This is a genomic window from Hydrogenovibrio kuenenii DSM 12350 (assembly GCF_000526715.1).
Lineage (GTDB): Bacteria > Pseudomonadota > Gammaproteobacteria > Thiomicrospirales > Thiomicrospiraceae > Hydrogenovibrio > Hydrogenovibrio kuenenii.
Genome location: NZ_JAGP01000001.1, coordinates 2,142,178 through 2,159,681, shown reverse-complemented (window position 1 = coordinate 2,159,681; position 17,504 = coordinate 2,142,178). Strand labels below are relative to the sequence as shown.

Annotated in this window: 17 protein-coding genes; 5 read left to right on the top strand and 12 right to left on the bottom strand. The window is 43.2% G+C overall.

The features are described 5' to 3' along the window. Window positions 1-28: 28 nt before the first annotated feature. Window positions 29-1,858: a DNA helicase RecQ gene (recQ, locus tag N745_RS0110165; RefSeq protein WP_024852017.1), complete on the top strand. Its 1,830-nt coding sequence runs from the start codon at window positions 29-31 to the stop codon at window positions 1,856-1,858. A 318-nt stretch (window positions 1,859-2,176) separates the two neighbouring features. Here recQ and N745_RS0110160 read toward each other — a convergent pair whose 3' ends face one another. Both N745_RS0110160 and N745_RS0110155 read right to left on the bottom strand, forming a co-directional pair. After that, window positions 2,177-3,226, bottom strand: coding sequence for a zinc-binding alcohol dehydrogenase family protein (locus N745_RS0110160; RefSeq protein WP_245595681.1), 1,050 nt, complete (start codon window positions 3,224-3,226; stop codon window positions 2,177-2,179). A gap of 219 nt (window positions 3,227-3,445) precedes the next feature. Further along, on the bottom strand, window positions 3,446-3,631 hold the full coding sequence (locus tag N745_RS0110155; RefSeq protein WP_024852015.1) for a hypothetical protein: 186 nt from the start codon (window positions 3,629-3,631) through the stop codon (window positions 3,446-3,448). A gap of 240 nt (window positions 3,632-3,871) precedes the next feature. Between N745_RS0110155 and N745_RS12015 the strand changes: the two genes are divergently transcribed. Next, the gene (locus N745_RS12015; RefSeq protein ID WP_024852014.1) at window positions 3,872-4,198 is read left to right on the top strand and encodes a hypothetical protein; all 327 of its coding nucleotides are present in this window, start codon (window positions 3,872-3,874) and stop codon (window positions 4,196-4,198) included. Window positions 4,199-4,284: 86 nt separating this feature from the next. On the opposite strand, the gene N745_RS0110145 is transcribed toward N745_RS12015, so the two are convergent. From N745_RS0110145 to N745_RS0110135, 3 genes are all read right to left on the bottom strand, one after another. After that, window positions 4,285-5,070, bottom strand: a complete 786-nt coding sequence (locus N745_RS0110145) for a DUF4395 domain-containing protein (protein ID WP_051453398.1) — start codon at window positions 5,068-5,070, stop codon at window positions 4,285-4,287. A gap of 339 nt (window positions 5,071-5,409) precedes the next feature. Beyond that, window positions 5,410-6,276: a class I SAM-dependent methyltransferase gene (locus tag N745_RS12010; RefSeq protein WP_024852012.1), complete on the bottom strand. Its 867-nt coding sequence runs from the start codon at window positions 6,274-6,276 to the stop codon at window positions 5,410-5,412. An 18-nt stretch (window positions 6,277-6,294) separates the two neighbouring features. Continuing rightward, a complete protein-coding gene (locus N745_RS0110135; protein ID WP_024852011.1) occupies window positions 6,295-7,206 on the bottom strand; it encodes a LysR family transcriptional regulator in 912 nt (303 codons plus the stop codon). A 117-nt stretch (window positions 7,207-7,323) separates the two neighbouring features. On the opposite strand from N745_RS0110135, the gene metE reads away from it, so the two are divergent. Further along, window positions 7,324-9,669 carry a 5-methyltetrahydropteroyltriglutamate--homocysteine S-methyltransferase gene (metE, locus tag N745_RS0110130; protein ID WP_024852010.1) on the top strand — a complete coding sequence of 782 codons (2,346 nt, stop codon included), beginning with the start codon at window positions 7,324-7,326 and terminating at the stop codon, window positions 9,667-9,669. Window positions 9,670-9,736: 67 nt separating this feature from the next. Here metE and N745_RS0110125 read toward each other — a convergent pair whose 3' ends face one another. Further along, the gene (locus tag N745_RS0110125; protein WP_024852009.1) at window positions 9,737-9,943 is read right to left on the bottom strand and encodes a helix-turn-helix domain-containing protein; all 207 of its coding nucleotides are present in this window, start codon (window positions 9,941-9,943) and stop codon (window positions 9,737-9,739) included. Window positions 9,944-9,953: 10 nt separating this feature from the next. Beyond that, window positions 9,954-10,499 carry a DUF2975 domain-containing protein gene (locus N745_RS0110120; protein WP_024852008.1) on the bottom strand — a complete coding sequence of 182 codons (546 nt, stop codon included), beginning with the start codon at window positions 10,497-10,499 and terminating at the stop codon, window positions 9,954-9,956. Window positions 10,500-10,809: 310 nt separating this feature from the next. Between N745_RS0110120 and N745_RS0110115 the strand changes: the two genes are divergently transcribed. Continuing rightward, the gene (locus N745_RS0110115; RefSeq protein WP_024852007.1) at window positions 10,810-11,490 is read left to right on the top strand and encodes a 2,3-bisphosphoglycerate-dependent phosphoglycerate mutase; all 681 of its coding nucleotides are present in this window, start codon (window positions 10,810-10,812) and stop codon (window positions 11,488-11,490) included. Window positions 11,491-11,723: 233 nt separating this feature from the next. Here N745_RS0110115 and N745_RS0110110 read toward each other — a convergent pair whose 3' ends face one another. After that, window positions 11,724-12,023, bottom strand: coding sequence for a helix-turn-helix domain-containing protein (locus N745_RS0110110; protein WP_024852006.1), 300 nt, complete (start codon window positions 12,021-12,023; stop codon window positions 11,724-11,726). Window positions 12,024-12,335: 312 nt separating this feature from the next. Between N745_RS0110110 and N745_RS0110105 the strand changes: the two genes are divergently transcribed. Then, window positions 12,336-14,405, top strand: coding sequence for a putative bifunctional diguanylate cyclase/phosphodiesterase (locus tag N745_RS0110105; RefSeq protein ID WP_024852005.1), 2,070 nt, complete (start codon window positions 12,336-12,338; stop codon window positions 14,403-14,405). A 106-nt stretch (window positions 14,406-14,511) separates the two neighbouring features. Here the strand turns inward: N745_RS0110105 and N745_RS0110100 are convergent, their stop codons facing one another. The 4 genes from N745_RS0110100 to N745_RS0110085 form a co-directional block, all read right to left on the bottom strand. Next, window positions 14,512-15,075, bottom strand: a complete 564-nt coding sequence (locus N745_RS0110100) for a cytochrome b (RefSeq protein WP_024852004.1) — start codon at window positions 15,073-15,075, stop codon at window positions 14,512-14,514. A gap of 191 nt (window positions 15,076-15,266) precedes the next feature. Next, the gene (murI, locus tag N745_RS0110095) at window positions 15,267-16,067 is read right to left on the bottom strand and encodes a glutamate racemase (protein ID WP_024852003.1); all 801 of its coding nucleotides are present in this window, start codon (window positions 16,065-16,067) and stop codon (window positions 15,267-15,269) included. 46 nt (window positions 16,068-16,113) lie between these two features. Beyond that, window positions 16,114-16,533: an alternative ribosome rescue aminoacyl-tRNA hydrolase ArfB gene (arfB, locus tag N745_RS0110090; protein ID WP_024852002.1), complete on the bottom strand. Its 420-nt coding sequence runs from the start codon at window positions 16,531-16,533 to the stop codon at window positions 16,114-16,116. Window positions 16,534-16,536: 3 nt separating this feature from the next. Further along, a complete protein-coding gene (locus N745_RS0110085; protein ID WP_024852001.1) occupies window positions 16,537-17,442 on the bottom strand; it encodes a DMT family transporter in 906 nt (301 codons plus the stop codon). Window positions 17,443-17,504: the final 62 nt, after the last annotated feature.

Below are 17,504 nucleotides of genomic sequence, written 5' to 3'. Positions count from 1 at the left end.
AATAAAAATCTAGGTTTTCCCCCGCACTATGTCACTTGAGTCCCATTCTGTTTTTTGTCAGCAACAGGCATTAGATTGTCTGCAATCGACCTTTGGTTATACCGAATTTCGTTCGCATCAAATCGAAGTAATTGAGGATGTGATGCAGGGTGCTGATTGCTTTGTGTTGATGCCGACCGGGGGCGGAAAATCCTTGTGTTATCAGATTCCAGCCTTGTTGCGCGAAGGCACGGCAATCGTGGTGTCGCCATTGATTTCACTGATGCAAGATCAAGTCAGCGCTTTGAAGGCGAATGGTGTGCAAGCGGCTTATTACAACTCAACTCTCGGTCTGGAAGAAGCCAACCAAGTGTTGATGCAGTTGCATACCGGGCAATTGGATTTATTGTATGTCGCGCCCGAAAGATTGTTGAATCAGGATTTTGTTCAACAGTTGCAGAGCTTGCCGATCAGTCTGTTTGCCATTGATGAAGCGCATTGTATTTCACAATGGGGGCATGATTTTAGGCCGGAATACAGTCGTATCGGTCAGTTGCGTCACCTGTTTGCCCAGGTGCCTTTTATTGCCTTGACCGCGACGGCAGATGCCGCCACCCGTGAGGATATTGTGCAGCGTTTGTCGTTGCAGTCGCCAAGGGTGCATGTCAGCGGATTTGACCGCCCGAATATTCGCTATACCGTATTGGAAAAACGACAGCCATTTAAACAACTGGCCGATTTTTTAGACCAGCGAAACGCAGCGGAAGAAAGTGGCGTGGTCTATTGTTTAAGCCGCAAGCGGGTGGAAGAAGTGGCGTTGCAATTACAACAAAAAGGCTATCGCGCACAGGCTTACCATGCGGGGCTACCAGCTGAAATACGCCACAAAGTGCATCAACAGTTTATGCGAGATGAAGTAAGCATTGTGGTGGCGACGGTGGCATTCGGCATGGGGATCGATAAGCCCAATGTCCGCTTTGTGGTGCATTACGATTTGCCAAAAAACATCGAAGGCTATTATCAGGAAACCGGACGCGCCGGGCGTGATGGACTGGCGTCTGAAGCCTTGTTGCTTTACGGTTCGCAGGATGTGGTGACGGCTCGGCATTTTATCGAACAGGTCGGCAATGAGGATCAAAAACGGATAGAAAGTTTCAAGCTCGCCAGCATGGTTGAGTTTGCTGAAGCCCAGACCTGCCGTCGTAGTGTTCTGCTGAATTATTTTGGCGACCCCATGCATCATGCCTGTGGTAATTGTGATGTGTGTTTGAACCCGCCTGTGTTGTTTGACGGTAAGGTCGTCGCGCAAAAAGCCTTGTCTTGTGTGTACCGATTACAACAGGGCTTTGGCATGAGCTATGTGATTGAAGTGTTGAGAGGGGCGGACAATGAACGCATTCGCCAATCTGGGCATCAACAGCTCAGCACCTATGGCATCGGCAAGGAATTTTCGGTTGCCGAGTGGCAAAGTATTTTCCGTCAACTGATTCACCGTGGCTATTTGATGCAGGATATTCGCAACTATTCTGTATTGAAGTTGACCGCATCGTCTGGTGATGTGCTGAAAGGTAAGGTCGAACTGCAGCTGGCAAAACCACGAATTAAATCGACAAAATCTGCCAGTCAGGGTCGGGCGACTGCAAGAGAAGGTCTGACCGAATCTCAGCAATCTGTGTTTGAGAATTTGAGGGCCTTACGCAAAGAGATTGCCGACAGTGAGGACAAACCCGCCTATCAGGTGTTTGGTGATGCCACCTTGCTGGAAATGGCGGTCGCCCTGCCGAAAAGTGACCATGAACTCCTGAAAATTAGCGGGGTGGGTGAAACTAAACTCAGCCGCTACGGTTTCGAGTTTTTAAATCTACTGCGTCAAGCTTAGTCAAAAAGTCTCGTCAAAATCTACCAGGCTGGGGTCACCCGATTTTGGGCAAAAAAAAGCCAGGTGAAACCCTGGCTTAAAAGCTTTAGTTAAATGACAGATAAATATAAAAACTAAAGAGAGTAATTCATCATCAAAGATGAAACGTTATGTTCAGAAAGGTATAACGGTAACCATAAAAAAATTGGCTGAGCCAATTCGAATACCCTAATGATTATTTCTGATACGTTATGTACGACTGAACATAACGATAATTATTACAACATCTCAGTGGTTGGATTGCAAATCCTTTTTTTATATTTTGTCTAAAATCGGTGCTTAGAAGCCTTCTAGTACCACTTTTCCAATGGCCGAATGCGTTTCTATAAACTCATGAGCAGCTTTCAGGTTTTCTAAATTGAGCTTGCCGAAGTGGTGGTTTAACGTAGATTTGATTAGGCCTTTATCAATCATTTGTGCTGTTTCATTCAAAATAATGTGTTGTTGGTTCATGTCATCAGTTTTGAATAAAGAACGGGTGTACATAAATTCCCAATGAACGGATACGCTTTTTTGTTTAAGTACTCTTATATCAAAAGTTAGCGGGTCATCAATTAAACCGAATTTACCTTGTGGGGCAATGAGTTCTGCAATTTCATCCAGGTGTTGATCAGTATGGTTCAAAGAAATAATGTGATTGATTGCTGGTAAATGCAATGCTTTGATTTGCGGTACGAGTAATTCTTGATGGTTGATTGTATGGTGACAGCCTAAATCTTTAAGCCATTGTTCTGAGTCTGGTCGGGAAGCGGTACCGATAATGATTTTTTGCGTTAGTAGCTTGGCAAGTTGAATCATAATGGAGCCCACACCGCCAGCAGCACCGATAATCAGTAGGCATTTATTGTCATCTTGCTTAAGTTGTAAACGATCAAATAACATTTCCCATGCAGTCAGTATTGTAAGGGGCATGGCGGCTGCTTCCGCAAAATTTAAGCTTTTCGGTTTTAGGCTGACCAAGCGTTCATCTACCAGCTGATACTCCGCATTGGATCCTTGACGTGTGAGTTCTCCAGCGTACCAAACTTCATCGCCGATTTTAAAGTCTATGGCCTCATCACCTACGGCAACTACGGTACCTGCAGCATCCCAACCCAGCACTTTAGGATTAGTGTCATCTGATTGAGTTGCATGACGTTGACGAACTTTGGTATCGACGGGGTTAACGGAGACGGCTTCAATTTTAACCAACAGCTCTCGATGTGCTGGACTAGGTGTTGGTAATGATATTTCGACGAGATTTTTGGTTGTATTGGTTTCTTTAGCAGCAAGCGCTGCAATCGCCTTCATTTTTTCTGGAATCTTTATTGAAGTGGTTGTTTCAGTCATCACAAACTCCTTTGTCGGTGAGCTAAGCGTTAGAGTATTTACGCAAAAAACCGATAACAATTTAAGGGCTAACTAACTGTTATTTAATCATTTTATACAAGGTAATGTGAAGATGTCAGTAAAAGAAAGTGAAGAATGATGTTTGATGAAGGTGGAATGGAAAACTCCCTAGACGTTTCTAAGGAGCTTTTTGCATTAAATTAACGAGTTGATCGTTAATTAAGCAATACGCTTCACAGCTTTTTTAGCCGCTTTACGTGCACTTTTTTTGCTTGAAGGCTTTTTCTTCATTACTGCCTTAGCAACTTTGCTAGTGATTTTTTTTGCTTTCTTTTTAGAAACCAATTTCTTACTCATTTTTGATGCAACTTTTTTTACAGCTTTTTTCTTAAGAGCTTTTGACATGAGGTACTCCTTGACGAGTGTTAAAAGTTAAAGTGGTTTCTTATTACTATTGTTCAAAAACTGTAATAGAATAGGTCTAATAGTAATAAGTTATTACGATTCTAATGATTTTATAGTGTTTGTCAAACGCGTTTATATAACCAGTGGTTGCAAGAGAGGTTATAATTCGGCGCCGGAATTGCCAGAGAATACTCGGGCAATCAAAAAAAGTGGTTGTTATTTATTTAAGGAGGGCGAGTTATGACATTTATTGAGTTTAAGAAAACTTTGTTGGATGCGGATATTTCTTTGCCTAAGTTTAGCCGCTTAATTAAAGTGAGTGAAAAGAACCTACAGGCTTATAAGAAAAAGGGCGAAGTCCCAAATACTATCGCCGTTATAGTCAAAAGCTTTGCAGAATTTCACCGCCTTGGCGTGGATTATCGAGAGTTGATTGGCTCATTAGATTTACAAGCGAAAACCAAAAAAGGGGTCGGCTTTGCCAAGAAGTCCTCAGGTAAGTCTCATGATGATAAAGACAAACACAAAGAGAAAAAGAAAGTAACGGAAGAAAATCTTTCTGCCTAAACAATCCCCTTGAATTGCAGGCATAAAAAAACGGCATCCGTGCCGTTTAATCTGTAATCATCCTGAAACAAGGGGGGAGGAATTCGTTAAGAAGCGTGTTGCTCTTTGTTGTTTTGAGCAGCTTCTTTAGCAAGACGTTCTTGGTTTTTACGCGCAATCTCGTCCCAATCAATATTGTTACAGGCTTCACAAGCATCTTTCAGTACACCTACTTTCACCAGTAAAGCATGTACTTTACAGCCTACACAGAAACCAAGCACCGCTTCCATCCACATAAAGCCCAAACATACCCAAACTAAGCTCAATGGAATGTAATAAGACATGTATTGACGATCTGTCGGCAATAATTCATGGCCTGTTAAAGTATTGACCCAGTTCGCAAATACATCAGGGTTAAAGAATATTAAACAAGTAGCAATAATAGTGGCACCAATGGACCAAGCAAAACGTTTTGGTAGCAAAGGTTTCCAAATAGGTTTTGCTGTTCTTTTTGCTAGAAATGCAGCGATATAAATCGTAGGGGAGAAACGGGAAGTAAATACCGTCATGCCCGCAAGCATTTCAAATAAACCATACCAAAGTAAGTTGGTTTGGAAAGTCCAATCATATACACGCTTGATCGCTTGTACACTGTAGATAATATTGTTATCCCAATCCATATCACCACTATCCACCGCAGTATTGCCATCGACCACCCAGTGGGAGACAAAAAAAGCGTTCCAAAGTGTGAAACTCATATAAATAGAAATAAATAACAACATCCCCGCACGAATACGAACCGCAGCGTCATTCAAGAAGATCACGTCTTCTTTCGTATCTCGGAACCAAAGGTTTTTAAAAACGTCCGAAATATCGTTTAACAAATTTGACATAGGAAAACTCCATTGTTTTTTTGATCTGCATCAACCTTTCAATTTTATGGGTAGAAGACAGTAGGTTCAATAGTAGGGTGGAGGGGGAAGGGAGCAGTATTCTAGCATTTTGTGTGAAGAATGCATTAAATTTTTAAAAATAATTTATTTCAACCAATTGATTTAACAAGGTTTTATAGAAAATTTTAGCCAAATATTTTTTATATAAGTTGCTTGTAATATTAGCTATAAATTATTTGTATCAAGGTGGATAGAATTACTAATAAGTGCAAGAAATATAAAGATTTTTCCCTAATTGAAATTCAGGGTTGTCGCGTTTTGTTTAGGTTTTAGGTGGTTTTAGAGGCGACTTAGCGTGTAAAGGTCATAACGAGTGTTTGGGCTTTGGATGTTGGCAGAAGGCAATCGACCATCCGCAAGTTGAATCGGTTCGGCTTTGGTTGGGCGTTTCACTACTACTCGTTTTTTCGCCACTTGCAATGCCGCTTCCAGTAGATTGCTAGAGTCCATGTCTGGGCCAACTAATCCCTGTAATGCGGTCATTTCTTTATTGGTCGCCGCCTTTTTCTTTTTTTCTGGGTACATCGGGTCGAGATAAATAACATCAGCATCAGGTTTTTCATTATTGAGAAAATCAGCCGCATCAGCATTCACCAAACTCATATGCTCAATGGTTTCTTCTAAAAATGTACGCTCTTCCGCATCGAATCTCGTTGTTTGACCTTCGTGTTCCAATTTAAGTTCGGTTTTTGCTCTATTTAAGGCATCTTGTAATAGTGCGGCGATAACTGGTGAGCGTTCAATCATCAATACGTCACAACCAAGTGTCGCAAACACAAAGGCATCTCCCCCCATGCCCGCTGTCGCATCAATCAGTTTTGGCGGATGTTCTGCCGAAGCACCAACGGCTCTGGCAAGTGGTTGACCTTTGCCTCCACCGAATTGACGGCGATGATTCTTTTTGCCCCCTAAAAAGTCGATAAAAACAGGGCCGGTTTTTTTGGAAAAAAGTGCCAGCCTGGGGGGGAGAACATTTTCATTTGTGTTTAACCAACCCAACAGAAAGTCGTAATTGCTGATATTGGTGTGTTTTTTCAGTGCCGATTCCCGGTCTAGTAAGGGCAAATCGAGCGCTTGCGTCAGCGCTTGCAAGGCCGTGTTCAATGCAGGGTCGGTTTCCGAAATCAGGGCAAGGGTCGCGTTCATGTTCAAAGTATGTAAAAGTTAAGGGTTCATATTATCCGCTATCAAGTGGATAAAGTCTTCTATGTAAGGCCGTTTCTGTTCGCTTTGGCGAGTAGCGACGTAAAGCGTTGACCACAAGCCTTCTTTACCGAGCGGTTTGGTCGGCAGGTGACTGAACTCTGGTAAGGTTTTGATAAGCCATTTCGGCAAAATGCACACGCCGCGATTCAAAGCGACATTCTGCAACATCATCACCGTGAGTTGTGAGTGGCGGATTTCCTTCGGCTTGATATTCGCAGGGTTTAAGAAACGACGGAAAAAATCGAGTTTCTGTTTATCTACCGGATAGACAATCAGGGTTTGATCTTTGAAGTCCTTCGGCAGTAAAACGTCTTTTTGTGCAAAAGCATGTTGCGGAGAAAACACGCAAACCTGCTCATAGCTGAACAACGGGGTAAAAACTCTGTCTTCTGAAGACTCAGGGTCGGAAGTGATGACCAAATCCAACTCCTGATTATCCAGCTTGGCAAGGGTCAACTCACCACTTAGCTCCGGATTGTTGCCGAACACGTTCAAAATATCCAGGTCCACGCCCTGCCATTTCTCCTGGTAGCTTTGCACCAAAGGCAGTAGCCAGTCGAAACAGGTATGGCAATCGACCCCAATTAATAAGCGTCCAAGGTTGCCTTGTTCCATTGCCGTCAGCACCTGCTCGGTGTGCTGGATTTTCGGTAGCACTTCTTTGGCGCAAGCCAGCAGGGTTTCACCAGCAGGGGTAAAACGAATCGGGTTGGATTTTCGCTCGAACAGGTTTTGCCCCAGTTGCGACTCCAGCAGTTTTATTTGATGCGACAGTGCTGACTGCGTCATGTGTAACTGCTGCGCACTGATATTCACCGAATGCGTTTCCGCCAGTGACAGGATGGTTTTGAGGTGTTTGATTTCTAACATGAGCAGTATTATGAATTATTTTCATGTTTATGTGAATTTTATTCGTTTGTTTTCATGTTTGTCCAAGCTTACTATGCGAGTCGTGCATCAAGCAAACCATTTAAGGAGACAAACATCATGGCATTACACAATCTTGGCTACCCACGTATCGGCGATTTTCGTGAATTGAAATTTACGCTAGAAGCCTATTGGAAGGGCGAAAAAAGTTTAGCGGATCTCGAAGCGCAAGCTAGAGAAATTCGTTATCAGAATTTTCAAACGCAAATCAAAGCCGGGGTGGAGCTGATACCAGTCAATGATTTCGCCTACTACGATCAAGTGTTGAACATGAGTACGTTGCTGGGTGTGATTCCAAAGCGTTTCCGTCAAGAAGATTTCGATGTGGAAGTTGCGTTTCGTATGGCGCGTGGCCGTGCGCCTTCTGATGATAGGCATGGTTGTTGTGCAGGACATGGTTGTGAAACACAGTCTAAAGCCGATTACGCCGGAGCGATGAAAAAATGGTTCGACACCAACTACCACTACATTGTGCCGGAGTTGGAAGACGACACAGAGTTCGCCATTACAGACACACGTCTTTTCGATGAAGTGGCGGAGGCATTGACCCTAAAGCAGGATGGAAACAATATTGATTTCAAACCGGTGTTGGTTGGTCCCGTGACCTATTTGTATCTGGCAGAAAACAAAGGCACGGCTATTCCTAAGCTCAGTCGTTTGCCTGCGTTGTTGGAAGTCTATAGGCAAATCTTGCAACGCTTGGCGGAGCAGGGTGTTGAGTGGGTACAAATCGACGAACCGATTTTGGTGCTGGAGCTGGAAGCCGAGTGGCAAAACGCCTTTAAAGACGCTTATCAAACACTGGCGCAATCTCCGGTCAAACTGCTTTTGGCAACCTATTTTGAAACCCTGGGGGACAATCTTGATTTGGCATGTCAGTTACCTGTTTCGGGGCTGCATTATGACGGTTTGCGTGGCGCCAAGCAGTTGGATGACTTGGTTGAGCGGTACCCGGCAGACAAGGTTTTGTCTATTGGTCTGGTGGACGGGCGTAATATTTGGAAAACCGACATCACCGATGCTATCGAACAGCTTCAAGACGTCAAAGCCAAGTTTGGCGATAACCTATGGATAGCGCCGAGTTGTTCGCTGTTGCACGTGCCGGTCAATCTCGAAGTGGAAACCAAGCTCAATCCCGAGTTGAAAAACTACCTGTCATTCGCCAAACAGAAACTCGGTGAAGTCAAACTGCTGAATGATGCGTTGCATGGCAAGGCAGATAAAAAAGCATTAGAAGATAATCGACAAGCATTGGCAGCCAAAGCCAATTCCAAGCTGATTCATAATGCCGAGGTGCAAACTCGCCTTGCCAAGTTGGATGAAATCTCGCTGACCCGAGACGAACCTTATGCTGTCCGGGCTAAGTTGCAGAAAACCAAATTCAATCTGCCTTTGTTCCCGACCACTACCATTGGTTCCTTCCCGCAAACGCAGGAAATCCGTCAGGCCAGACGCAAGTTCAAAAACGGTGAGCTGGATGAGTTGGATTATATTGAAGCCATGCAGGCGGAAATTCGCGATGTCTGCGAGCGTCAGGAACGCATCGGTATTGATGTATTTGTGCATGGCGAACCCGAGCGCAACGACATGGTCGAATACTTCGGCGAGCAGTTGGACGGCTATGCCTTTACCCAGTACGGTTGGGTGCAGTCCTATGGTTCGCGTTGTGTTAAACCACCGATTATTTTCGGGGATGTCTCGCGTCCATTGCCGATGACGGTCAACTGGTCAACCTATGCACAAAGCCAGACCGACAAGATTATGAAAGGTATGCTGACCGGTGCGGTGACTATGTTGCAATGGTCGTTCGTGCGTAACGATCAAACCCGTGAAACCACCTGCAATCAGATTGCCTTGGCTCTCAGAGATGAAGTGCTGGACTTGGAAGCCGCCGGCATTCACATGATTCAAATTGACGAAGCCGCATTGCGTGAAGGCTTGCCGTTGAAGCGTTCCGATTGGGAGGATTATCTCTATTGGGCGGTCAACAGCTTCCGCCTCACCACTTCCGGGGTGCAGAACGACACGCAAATCCATACCCATATGTGTTATTCCGAGTTCAATGACATTATCGAAGCCGTGGCGAAAATGGATGCCGATGTCATCACCATTGAAACGTCCAAGTCGCAAATGAAACTGTTGGATGCCTTCGTCGATTTCCAATATCCGAATGAAATCGGGCCGGGGGTTTACGACATCCACTCACCGAATATCCCAACGGTTGAGCAGATGGTGGATTTGATTCAAAAGGCGGCTAAGAATATTCCCGCGGAAAGACTCTGGGTGAACCCGGACTGCGGCCTCAAAACCCGCAGCTGGAAAGAAACCGAACCCGCGCTTGCCAATATGGTTGAAGCCGCGAGGGTTTTAAGAAAGCAGTTTGAAGAAAAAGTTCAAAGCGCCTAATTCATTCTAAATGCTGAAAAAACTGCCAGGTTGGGTCTGGCGGTTTTTTATATCCAGTTATTTAAACCTAATCTTCCTTAAACTCTAATAAATCGCCAGGTTGACAATTTAAATGCTTGCAAATGGAATTCAAGGTAGTCAATTTTATTGCCTTAGCTTTTCCAGTTTTTAGGATGGACAAATTTTGTTCAGTAATTCCAATCAGCTTTGCTAAATCGTTTGATCTCATTTTGTTTTTTGCCAAAACAACATCCAAATTTACAATAATTGCCATGTATTAATCCTTAAATCGTATATTTTTGTTCTTCTGACAAATGCTGTCCTTCTTCGACAGTCCAAGCAACTAAAATAGCCAATGCCGCAACAACTAAAATCATGACTTCTGCCGAGCCAAATCCAATAGTTATCATTCTTTCCCCAGGAGGATTATGTAAAGTAAATAAAACGCTTTTAGCGGATTGATAAATAGTGGAAGCCACTACCCAAAAAATTAAAGCTTTTGAAATGTTTTTAAAAAGTCTAACTTGGTCATATGAAAAAACTACGCCCTTTTGGTAAAAAATGAATAGTTTGTCGACATTTACCAAGCCGTATAGCAACGACAGTAAGACTGGTAAGGCAAACAGGAAACCGATTATTTGAAATTTTACTTCTAAAGGATATTCCAAAATCATCTTAGGTTCTGTATTAACGCTAATAAGAGTCGTTGGAAGCTGATTGATAAAAACCCAATAGATTAAATAATAAGAAGGAATGGCAACAATCAAAAACCTTACAAGTAAACGAAGTGTGGAACTGAGTTTTTTAATTTTATTAATATTTTGATTCATTTAAGAAATCCTCATATAGCATTAGAGTACCAAATGTTTAAAATTGAATTGCAGTAAAAAATTATTGTAATACGATAATTATTTACTGTAAATGAGTAGTTAAATATTTTCTAACAAAGGGTGGATTGGAAGATACAAGGTTTACACCTCGCTAAGATGTTGTAGGGAGTTTCGTGCCGTCATGTTTATATAGTTCGTTCAGGAAAGGTGTTTTATGTGTCGTAAACATTCATCTCACGACTTCTTCCATACAAAACAATCACCAAAATTATTATGATAAAACTCTATCTTCCTTTGTTTGAGGTGCGTGATGTCAAAGCTAGTTTTATTGCGGCACGGTGAGTCCGTGTGGAATCTGAAGAATATCTTTACCGGTTGGGTGGATGTGCCTTTGTCGCAAAACGGCATCAAGGAGGCGGAAGCCGCTGGGCAGAAAATCGCGGGTATTGAGTTTGATGTGGTGTTCAGCTCTATGCAGATTCGCGCGATGGAAACCGCGATGATTGCGTTGGTGCAATCGCATAGCGAGAAAACCCCGGTGGTGTTGCATGACGACCCGGAGATGAAGGACAAAACCGGTATTTACAGCGAGGAAACGCTGGCGAATGTGTTGCCTGTGTATCACAACTGGCATTTGAACGAACGCTATTACGGTGGGTTACAAGGGCGAAACAAAGCGCAAGTGGCGGAAGAGTTCGGGGATGAGCAGGTGCATATCTGGCGAAGAAGTTATGATGTGCCGCCACCGAATGGTGAATGTTTAAAAGAGACTGCGGAGCGCACTATTCCTTTTTTTGTAGAAAGCGTGATGCCGCTATTGGCTGAGAACAAAAATGTACTGGTGTCTGCGCACGGTAACAGCTTGCGTTCGATTGTGATGCACATCGAAAACCTGTCTAAAGATGATGTTCTGCAGTTGGAAATCCCGACAGGCACACCTATGCTTTATGAATTCACTCAAAACAAACTGAAAACGCAGTCGTTGCCCTAAACATCAGATCATCGTCTGCGAAGCCAAGGTGGCTAGTCACATTACTGAACCTCTTGGGAATAGGGTGGCAGAAATCAGCGAGAGTATAAATAAAGAGTAGTAGACCTAGAATTATCATTGTCCGAATAATAAATATTTGAACGGAGACGCTCTTCAAAAGCTGTTTGGGAGCTGGAAGTCCTTTGTGGTAATGATCATTTGTACCCAGGATACAAAAAACCTGCCTGACTGGGTCAGCAATCTGTTGATGCTTTCTTTTGAGCGTCGGCGAGTTCGTTTACCCCTTCGAAAAGGCAGCAAATATCAATCTCCAAAACACAGGCGATTTTTGTTAAATGTTCAATATTGAAATGTTTGCCGTTTAAGCAAAGTTCAGCTGTTGATATTACGCCGACAGAATCATGTCCTAATGCATGTGCTAGCGTAACTTGAGAAAATCCTTTTTCTGTACGATACCTTTTGACGTTTTGCCCAATCTGAAGATACACATTGCGAATCCATTCTTTCTTTTGTTTTTTATTTTTTTGATTCATAAAGTCTCACAATAAAACATACCTATTAGTAGGTATGTTTATGCTAGAATGAATTTTAATCGCCTACCTATGGGTAGGTTTAAGTAAAAATACATACGTTTTGTTTAAAATAATTTAGTTTTATTTATATAGATAGATAAATTTTATTTATGTAGATTGTAATATGTTCTTCTAAAGGAAGGAATTCTGCAGAAGATTAATGTGAAACACCTGAAAATGACCTGAGCGAGTGGTTAAGGGTGTTTAAAGTTATAAATTCATATATTTTGACGCTAGCTAGATCTAATAGGATGCCCATAATAAGGATTAGTTATGGTGAGCCAACAAAAAAGAACGAATTTTACTGCAAGTAACGTTTTGGAAAGGAAGCCGTTTAAAAGCTTGAGGTTCTATCACGCCCTGTTTGAGTCTTGTCTGACACCTGCCATTCTTCTATGTCCCAATGGAAAAATTGTTTTTATCAATACGCCGGCTTGTGATTTTTTAAGCTTGTCAGAAAGTATTGTCGGCAGGCACTTCCATGATTTGTTGTCCTCTGATAGCACGGAAATTTTTATAAGATTCCTTAATACAAGGGATGAATCCATCGGCCATCAAGTGGTTCATCAAAACCATGTATTCGAGCTGCATGACGGCAGTTTTTTCACTTTGCATAGCCAGTTGCTCAAGCTGGACCCTTCTGAAGAATCTTATTGTTTGGTGTATCTCAACCCATTAACCGAAGAATCTTCCAATATTCATTCTTTACACCTTGCAAATGCCTTAATTGACCAGATTGGAGATGGTGTACTTTTAATGGATGAGCAAGGCAAAATCATTAAGGCGAATAGGGCATTTTCAGTAACTACTGGCTATGCACAAATGGAAGTGATCAATCAGCGACCTACTTTATTCCGCTCCGGTGTTCATAATGATGACTATTACCAGAATTTATGGAAAAGTCTGGATGATGAAGGGAGCTGGAGAGGTGAAATATGGAGTCGGCGAAAAAACGGAACCATTTATCCTGGTTGGTTGCAGGCTTCCAAAATTGTTGATGAGTTTTCCGGTAAGCCATTTTATGTTGGTGTTATGGCCGACATGAGTACGAAAAAAGCCGATGAAAAACGCCTTGATAGACTGGCCTATTATGATTCACTTACCGGACTGGCAAACCGCACCTTGCTCACACGCTATTTGGAAACAAGTATCATCGAATCACAAAAAAACAATGGTGGAAAAGTTGCCGTGTTGTTCGTAGATTTGGATAAGTTCAAATATGTGAATGATCATTTTGGTCATAGTGAAGGTGACTGGATACTGCAAGAAGCCTCAAAAAGGATTTCTTCCTATATACGAGAGCCGGACTTGGCATGCCGATTTGGTGGGGATGAATTTGTGATCGTTTTGACGCAAATTGTTCGTGATAGAAGCGTCGAAGAAATGGCGGAAAGTTTGGTTAGAAGGCTATCCAAACCCTATGTTCGTGGTAAGCATATACATCGTTTGACAGCCTCGATTGGCGTAACCTTCTACCCGGAACATGGCGATAATGTCGAAGAATTATTGCGTCGAGCAGATTCGGCTATGTGCCGCGCCAAGGAGCAGGGTAGGAATAGTTGCCAGCTCTTTGAAGAAAGAGATGAGCAAGACCTCATAGAAATGAATTTAATGGCTCGTTTGATTTGGCAGGCGATAGAGAAGCCTAAAAGTTATATTGAAATGCATTATCAACCAATTTTTCGCAAAGACAGTTTTGTAACCCCTGTGGAGTATGAAGCGTTGATACGCCTAAAAAACGATGATGGTAAGTTAATTTATCCTATTAATTTCATTGAATATGCGGAACAAAATGGTTTGATTTCTCAGTTAGGGTTTGCGCTGTTTGAAAAAGTGTGTGATGACATTAACGCAAAGAGATTGGATGACAATATAAAGATTGGCATCAACCTGTCAGCTGTGCAATTGGATAACCCTAAACTGGTTGAAAAACTCTGTGCCATTTCACATAACAAGTCGGTTCCCATCAATAGATTCAACTTTGAAGTCACTGAAACCGCTATTATGCACAATGTAAGCGCGACGATTGATGCCTTACAGAAGTTAAGGAAAGAAGGTTGCCATATTCTGTTGGACGATTTTGGGACTGGGTATGCATCATTGGCGATATTGAAGAAACTTCCAATTGATATTGTGAAAATTGACCGTGAGTTTGTTAACGACATAGAAACCTCGAACGAAACGCAGGAGATGGTTAAAGCCATGATTGCTATGTCGAAAGCTATGAACCTGAAAGTGTTGATTGAAGGTGTCGAGACCGAAGCTCAAAAACGTTGGTTGGAAAATAAAGAGGTGGATCTATTCCAAGGCTATCTGCTTGGACGGCCTGCTCAATTAGCTTAGCGGAACTCTACTTGAAATCTACCCAGTTTGGGCGTTGTAAATAAAAAGATGCGCTTCAACGAGGTTGATTGAAGCGCATAAATTTTAAGCTAGGAGAGCTTATTGATTATTTAGGGGAAATGTCTGCGCCTTTCATACGGTTCAGGGTGTTGTCCTTATCGATGAAGTGGTGTTTCAATGCACCGGCAATATGTAATGCCACCGCACCAATCAAAATATCACCCGCCAAACTGTGTACTACTTTACCCGCTTGAGCCAAAGGCGCATTCAGCGGAATCATTTTAGTCGGGTCGTCAGGGTTCGGATTTGGTGCGACTAATTCTAAACCGAAGAACGGGATACCGTAACCGCCCAGACCAGACATCATCATCCCGGAAATAGGCATCAGGATGGTACCGATAATCAGCAACCAATGTACAATTTTCGATAGGCTGATTTCAATCGGCGTGTATTGTCTAACTGGTTCCAACCAGCCGTTTTTCATGCGGTTGACAATACGCCAAACGACAAACACAACAATCAACACACCGAAAGACTTGTGCCAAGAGTATAAAAAGAAGCTTTTGGTCTCGTGCATATACACACCGACTGCCAGAAGTGCGATCATAAAGGTGGCGACCACCCAGTGAAGAAAAATAGTTTGTTTGCTGAGCTTGTTGTAGGTATCCACGTATGACTCCTTAGGATTGAAACTAGACTGATTGTGCTTATTTTGGTTAGGATTTTAGCAAGACATTTTTGCATTTTTGTTTATATTTAGAGAATTCATTGTTGTTGAATCAGCAAGAATATTTTTCTTAGGTGAACCGAGTGTAGATTTTTAAATGCAAAATCTACCAGGCTGGGGTAAACAGAGTGGCGTTAGAAGCGCTGTGCTTGCGCATCTATTCCCCATAGGTATTGGATTTGTTGTTGGAAAAGCGCCAAGTCTCCATTGCTGAAAAACTCTGTTGTTCCGAAATCCGGTTGTGTCGTTAACAGGTTTTCCACTTTTAGGCGTCTTACTACTTCTTTGGCAACTGCCAGTTCGGTGCTGATAACCGAAACCTTGTCTCCCGCTACCTTTTCAATCACAGGCGCTAGGTGGGCAAAGTGTGTGCAACCTAGGATAATGGTGTCTGCATCTTTTTCTATCAATGGATGAACATATTCTTCCACGGCTTTGACGGCTGCGTCATCATCCAGTTGTAAATTTTCCACCAAGCGAACCAGTTTGGGAGAGGGTTGTATTTCCATGTGAGCATTGCCCGCTACGCGTTTTGCCAGTGCATCAAACGCATGGCTGGTCAAAGTCTTTTCTGTTGCCAATACACCAATAACGCCCGTTTTGGTATGGATGGCGGCAGGTTTTACGCCTGGTTCTACACCAATAAATGGCAAGTCATATTTTTCGCCATATTCCGCTCTAAGGGTTTTAATACTGACCATGGTGGCGGTATTGCAAGCAACGACAATGGCCTTCACATCTTGTGAGCGTAAAAAGTCTGTCACAGCTAATGAGCGTTGCAGAATAGTGTCTTCCGACTTTTCGCCATAGGGAGCATAGTGTGTGTCTGCAACATAGATCAGGTTTTCGTTTGGCAACAATTCACGAATTTTTTTGGCTATGGGCAAGCCGCCAATGCCTGAGTCAAATACGCCAATGGGTCTGGAATCGGTCATACAATTATCTGGTTAGTCTTTATGAGTATGAAGAGATGGGGTTATTTTAATCGTCATGTCGCACTCGTTGCCGGAGATTTTTGATTTGGCCGCGCTGTTTTTTCTCATTCACGCGTTTGAGGCGTGCATTTTTACTGGGGCGAGTCGGTATGCGCGCCTTGGGTCGCACCGCGGATTCTTCCAATATCGCTTGTAATCGCTGTAGTGCTTCTTCTTTGTTTGCTGCTTGTGTGCGGTGAGATTGCGCTTTGATAATAATCACGCCATCTTTGGTAATGCGTCGGTCAGATTTTCTCAACAACCGTAGCTTGAAGTCTTCTGGCAAAGATGACTGCTTGATGTCAAAGCGCAGATGAATCGCTGTTTCAACCTTATTTACGTTTTGCCCGCCGGCACCTTGCGCGCGCATGGCGTGCCAAGTGATTTCGGATTCGGGAATGATTTGTCCGGTTGAAAGCCTTAACATTTTCTAGCCTTGTTTTCCTAATCCAAATTTACCCGCAGCCACCACAAGCCCCGCAAAAATAAGCGCCAGCCCTACAAAGCCGGAGGTCGTAATTTGCTCACCAATAAACAGCACAGATAGCACTAAACCAAAAGCAGGAATCAAATGAATAAACGGGCTGGAACGGTTTGCGCCAATCAACTCCACAGCTTTATTCCAAAACAAATAAGCTAGGATGGAAGCGAAAATAGCAACATAAGCGACTGTAAGCACCAAGTTCATATCAATATGAACTGGTCTGTTTTGTACAAAGGTTTCCATCAGGTAAAAAGGTAAGAGTCCGATCACGCCGATAATAACCGTCATCGCGAAGAAGCCCTGCCCACCAATGCCGCTAGGTTTTTTATGAAGCAATACCGAGTATAGCGCCCAACTAATTACTCCGCCCAAAACCCAAAGCACCCCCGCATTGTTTTCAAAACCGGCAAGGTTTGATAAATCGCCATGTGTCAGCACCATTAATACCCCGGCAGCAGAGATGGTCAGCCCAACAACCTGAACAGCCTTAAGCCCATGCCCAAGAATGATTGCCGACAACAGCATGATAAATACAGGCCCTGCTGACAATAGCAATAGAGCATTCACCGCCGTAGTGGTTTGCAAGCCGATATACACCAGAGTGTTAAACGCCCCCACACTAAAGACACCAAATGTCAGCATCAACCAAGGGTGCGCACGCATGACAGGCCATTGCTGTTTTAAGTCTTTCCAAGCCCAAGGCACAATAAATACTGCCACCGCAAACCAACGCCAAAACGCCAACCCAATTGGCGGCACACTCGCATGCACCGCACGCGCGAGCACAAAATTACCTGCCCAAAAGAAAGTGGTGAGGATTAATAAAAGATAGGCAAGTCGGGTGTTGGACATAGAGTGCTCTCTGAAAATATAGGATGGTGCATTATAAGAATGAATGGTGCCAAATGGAAAGG

Coding starts and splice junctions, on each gene's coding strand:
- N745_RS0110155 (WP_024852015.1), bottom strand. CDS start 3,631: ATGTCAAAAGCTCTTAAGAAAAAAGCTGTAAAAAAAGTTGCATCAAAA.
- N745_RS0110145 (WP_051453398.1), bottom strand. CDS start 5,070: ATGTCAAATTTGTTAAACGATATTTCGGACGTTTTTAAAAACCTTTGG.
- N745_RS12010 (WP_024852012.1), bottom strand. CDS start 6,276: ATGAACGCGACCCTTGCCCTGATTTCGGAAACCGACCCTGCATTGAAC.
- N745_RS0110160 (WP_245595681.1), bottom strand. CDS start 3,226: ATGACTGAAACAACCACTTCAATAAAGATTCCAGAAAAAATGAAGGCG.
- N745_RS0110110 (WP_024852006.1), bottom strand. CDS start 12,023: ATGAATCAAAAAAATAAAAAACAAAAGAAAGAATGGATTCGCAATGTG.
- N745_RS0110115 (WP_024852007.1), top strand. CDS start 10,810: ATGTCAAAGCTAGTTTTATTGCGGCACGGTGAGTCCGTGTGGAATCTG.
- metE (WP_024852010.1), top strand. CDS start 7,324: ATGGCATTACACAATCTTGGCTACCCACGTATCGGCGATTTTCGTGAA.
- murI (WP_024852003.1), bottom strand. CDS start 16,067: ATGACCGATTCCAGACCCATTGGCGTATTTGACTCAGGCATTGGCGGC.
- N745_RS0110135 (WP_024852011.1), bottom strand. CDS start 7,206: ATGTTAGAAATCAAACACCTCAAAACCATCCTGTCACTGGCGGAAACG.
- N745_RS0110085 (WP_024852001.1), bottom strand. CDS start 17,442: ATGTCCAACACCCGACTTGCCTATCTTTTATTAATCCTCACCACTTTC.
- N745_RS12015 (WP_024852014.1), top strand. CDS start 3,872: ATGACATTTATTGAGTTTAAGAAAACTTTGTTGGATGCGGATATTTCT.
- N745_RS0110125 (WP_024852009.1), bottom strand. CDS start 9,943: ATGGCAATTATTGTAAATTTGGATGTTGTTTTGGCAAAAAACAAAATG.
- recQ (WP_024852017.1), top strand. CDS start 29: ATGTCACTTGAGTCCCATTCTGTTTTTTGTCAGCAACAGGCATTAGAT.
- N745_RS0110105 (WP_024852005.1), top strand. CDS start 12,336: ATGGTGAGCCAACAAAAAAGAACGAATTTTACTGCAAGTAACGTTTTG.
- N745_RS0110120 (WP_024852008.1), bottom strand. CDS start 10,499: ATGAATCAAAATATTAATAAAATTAAAAAACTCAGTTCCACACTTCGT.
- arfB (WP_024852002.1), bottom strand. CDS start 16,533: ATGTTAAGGCTTTCAACCGGACAAATCATTCCCGAATCCGAAATCACT.